Origin of the sequence: Amaricoccus tamworthensis (assembly GCF_049800875.1) — a bacterium.
GTDB classification, from domain to species: domain Bacteria; phylum Pseudomonadota; class Alphaproteobacteria; order Rhodobacterales; family Rhodobacteraceae; genus Amaricoccus; species Amaricoccus tamworthensis.
The window spans coordinates 1-3,653 of sequence record NZ_JBNAFV010000039.1; the positions used below are offsets into that span (position 1 = coordinate 1).

At 56.1% G+C, this 3,653-nt stretch carries 3 protein-coding genes; all 3 read right to left on the reverse strand.

Translation table 11 applies throughout. The annotated features are described in order from the left end of the window. The coding region (locus ACP15P_RS23085) for a hypothetical protein (protein ID WP_424930767.1) at window positions 1-1,436 on the reverse strand (1,436 nt) is incomplete at its 3' end. A gap of 523 nt (window positions 1,437-1,959) precedes the next feature. Next, window positions 1,960-2,214, reverse strand: coding sequence for an integrase core domain-containing protein (locus ACP15P_RS23090; RefSeq protein WP_424930768.1), 255 nt, complete (start codon window positions 2,212-2,214; stop codon window positions 1,960-1,962). Between the two features lie 48 nt (window positions 2,215-2,262). Next, on the reverse strand, window positions 2,263-3,363 hold the full coding sequence (locus tag ACP15P_RS23095) for an IS110 family RNA-guided transposase (RefSeq protein WP_424927820.1): 1,101 nt from the start codon (window positions 3,361-3,363) through the stop codon (window positions 2,263-2,265). Window positions 3,364-3,653: the final 290 nt, after the last annotated feature.

Sequence of the window (3,653 nt, forward strand, 5' to 3'; positions counted from 1 at the left end):
TCATGCTCGATATCGATGGTGCGGGTGGCGGTGGCTTCGCCGTCAATGGCGGTGTCGTCGCCGTTGGCCTGGTCCTCGTCGGTGCGCACTGTCAGGGTCAGGGTAATCGGCAAGGCCGTGGCATCCCCTGCATCCGGGCCATTCCCGTCGTCATCCAGATCAGAGCGGTTGGTGGTCGAGAAATCCGCAGGCAGGTTCAGCATAATCCCGGCATAGGCCGACGCCAGATCCCCCACATCCGTTGCGGACATCGTCAGCGTCAGAGTCGACGCCCCATCCGCCGCTGTCGCCAGATCCGCCACCGCACCTGCGGGAAGACCGGCAATATCCGCCAGTGTAAAACTGCCGTCACCGGGCAATCCCTCGATCACCAGGGTCAGGCTGCCCAAGGCCTCGGATCCATCCAGATCGGTGGCCTCGGGCAGCAACAGCGACGCTGGGACCAACGCGACAACCGCATCGGTCTCATCCGCAACCCTGTCCGGCAGGCTGTCATCAATCGACACATCCCCTTCGGGTGTAATGCGCAGGGAAATAGGTGAGACTGCTTCGTCCCCAAAATTTGTCTTGGCTTTGATCTCACCTGTTAGATCCCCGGCTGGGAAATCAATGCGACTGTCCGATGAGAAATCTTCGGGGAATGTCAGGGTAAGCGCATTATAGTTCGCAAGCGACCCAGTAAATTCAAGCGTAAATGTGCCATTTCCGGCGTCAATCAAGTTACCTGCTGAAGCTGTCGTCCCACTTGGCAATCCCAGCAATGATACCGTAACTTCGCTTATGTACTCACCGATGCTGTCACCAGCCAGCTCCACACCAATTCTGTCCGACAATGCAAAGGAAAGAGGGGCATCCGTTTCTGCGTAAACGGCATCGGGATCAATCACGATCACCGGCACCGCCGTCGACTCATACGCTTCACCACCTCTGTGCCGATCTGGCCTTTGCCTGTCCGGGTAGTCAGTGGGCGGTAGCAGGGGATGAATTTCTAATCCCTCCAGGGGATCACCGGCAGAAACCGGAAGGGAGCTGCCCGAACCTTGCTCAGAGATGTCGCCATCTCTTGACCTATCAAAGGTATCCTGTCCCCTGCCATCCCCAGCATTTGTCCAGCTGCTGTCCTCAACCGCCGCGTTCTGCAGCACCGAAGACGAAATGGTCAGCCCATCCAATAGGAGCTCATAGCTCCCTTCGCCCCCGCCCACGAGCACCAGGACCTCGCCATTTTGCTGCACCAGAAGCAGATCTGCCCCTAGCAATAGAACCCTTGAAATGTCGCTACCGGGCGGAAGCGATGCGCCAACAGTAAACGGGTTGATCAGAAGCAGACCTTCTACCTCCAATCCATCCTTGGATAGCTTAATCAGCTCCTTCAGTTGTTCTTGAGTTGTGCCCAGACTGACACGGATTACTGCAGAGGAAAAATGATTGTTCACGGCGACCAACCCAAGTTTTAGAAAATATAAAGACCCTAACAAATTTCTTTAACGTGGAAAATACAATAGCGATAGATGCAGCGGATTGCAGCCCGCTTGAGGCGAATTCAGTCGGCCCCTCACCGGTTGTAGTTTCACCATTCACTGGGCGATCTATGGGGTAGAAAGCGTGACCTCAGAGTATTTGACCCAGCCCCGAGAAATCAGGCCTGTCTGTCGTCAGACAATCTACACTGCCAAGGACAAATGGCTGGGCAAGCCGTTCTCTAATCGCAATATCCATGACAAGATCCTAAGTCGAGAAATCTGGAAGGTCTTTATCGACCATATCTATGACATGCTGAGGGAATTCTCGAACACGTCGAAAACCACCAAGGTCTGGCTGGTTGATTGTCGAAATGCGATTCCAAACCTTACCGACTGGGCAGACGAGTTTCACGGCACCTCTGATCAGCCCCACCTGAAGTGGTCCCATCTTTTTAGACAGTTTTGCAGCGTTTCTAAGGTGTATCGGGTTTAGGTTTCATGCTGCTTTCTGTTCTTCCAAGCCCGCCCAATATGCGTCGTCAGGTATCTGCCGATCAAGTGCGGAATGAGGCCGCGCGGTGTTATAGCATGTTATCCAGTCCTTGATGATACGTCGAGCCTGGAAGCCGTCGGTGATTTCTTCGAGATAAATCGCCTCCGGCTTCAGCGACCGCCACAGCCGTTCGATGAGGATACTGTCGAGGTACCTGCCTCGACCGTCCATCGAGATGCGCGCGCCCGCGTGGGTCAACGTCGTGATCCAAGTTGATCCGGTGAACTGCGATCCTTGGACGCCCTTCTAACAGTCAAGGGCTGATTTGGTCCGGGCGATCTCGAGGTTTCGTTTCCGGATGATGTGGTAAACCTCCCGGGCAAGGTAGCGCTTCAGACATCGGATCGCCTCCATTTTTGATTGGCCGTCTGCGACCCGTCGCTCAACATAAATTTTTGTTCGCTCTTCGGTTCGCAGACGGCCAATGGCGATGATGTGCAGGGCAGAGTTGGCAGCCCGGTCTCCACCGCGGTTCAAACGGTGGCGCTGAACTTTCCCCGATGACGCCGGAACGGGACTGACACCGCAGAGTGCTGCAAACCCCGCCTCCGACTGCAAACGGTCGGGATTGTCGCCAGCGGTTATCAAAAGCTGTGCCGCCGTTTCATATCCAATGGACGGGCGTGCGATCAAATCCGGTGCCAGGCTGTCGATGATTTCCTTAATCAGGGCATCGAGGTCAGCGGCCTCATCGGTCAGCTCGAGATACCGGCGTGCAAGCGACTTCAGTGCGATCCTGTAGGCCGATGTTACGTTCCCTCCGTCCGACAGATCCGGGCGCCACGCTGCAAGTGTCCGGATCAGTTGCATCCGGCTCATGGAACGGAGTTGCTCCCGCAGGTGATCCGGGGCGCTCACAATGTTGGTCTGGATCATCTGAAGGGCAACACGGCGGGCGGAGATTGCTGTTTTCCTGCAGGTTTTCAGAACACGTAACGCCTCGATCATGCCATCCCGGCTTTTGGGTGTGACGGTCCGGGCTCCAGAGAAAGCTGCATGAGCCGCGTTTACCGCATCGAGCGTGTCGTCCTTGCCGCGCCGCCGCCGGTCTGCTTTGTCCGGTGCCGTCACTTCCAGAACCGTGATGCCGGCATGCTGAAAATAGCGCAGCAGCCCCGCCCCGTAGGTCCCGGTGCATTCAATGCCGACGCGCTCCAGCTCTCCAAATGACAGCATCCAGGTCAGCATTCTTTTGTATCCATGACGCGTCGTGGCAAATGTTTCCGTTGCCAGAAGCTGATCCCGCGCATCGACAATGGCCGCGACATGAAGGTCTTTATGTGTATCGACCCCGGCAGTAACCTGGGCAATTGTTGTGGGATCAACAGTGTTGTGGTCTTTGGGCATGTGTGTCTCCGATGCTGGAATGAATTGATCCGCATCGGCCAAATGTCTGGACAGGACAGTAAAGTGACAAAAGTCAGGCCCTTCTCGGGTCACAGGCACAGCTGAGGCGGAGCCTCACCGCCCGATGCCCACAGGCCTCCGACAGGTCCAGGGAATGACACGGAAATCCCGGTCGATCGCTGTTTGGGTCAGGAGGCCTGGAACACCTTGCGGTACCAGCTTCCTCTCGGTCGACCCAATGCTGCAAGTGCCTGGGAGAACTGTCGGAAGATGGCCATCACACTATTACT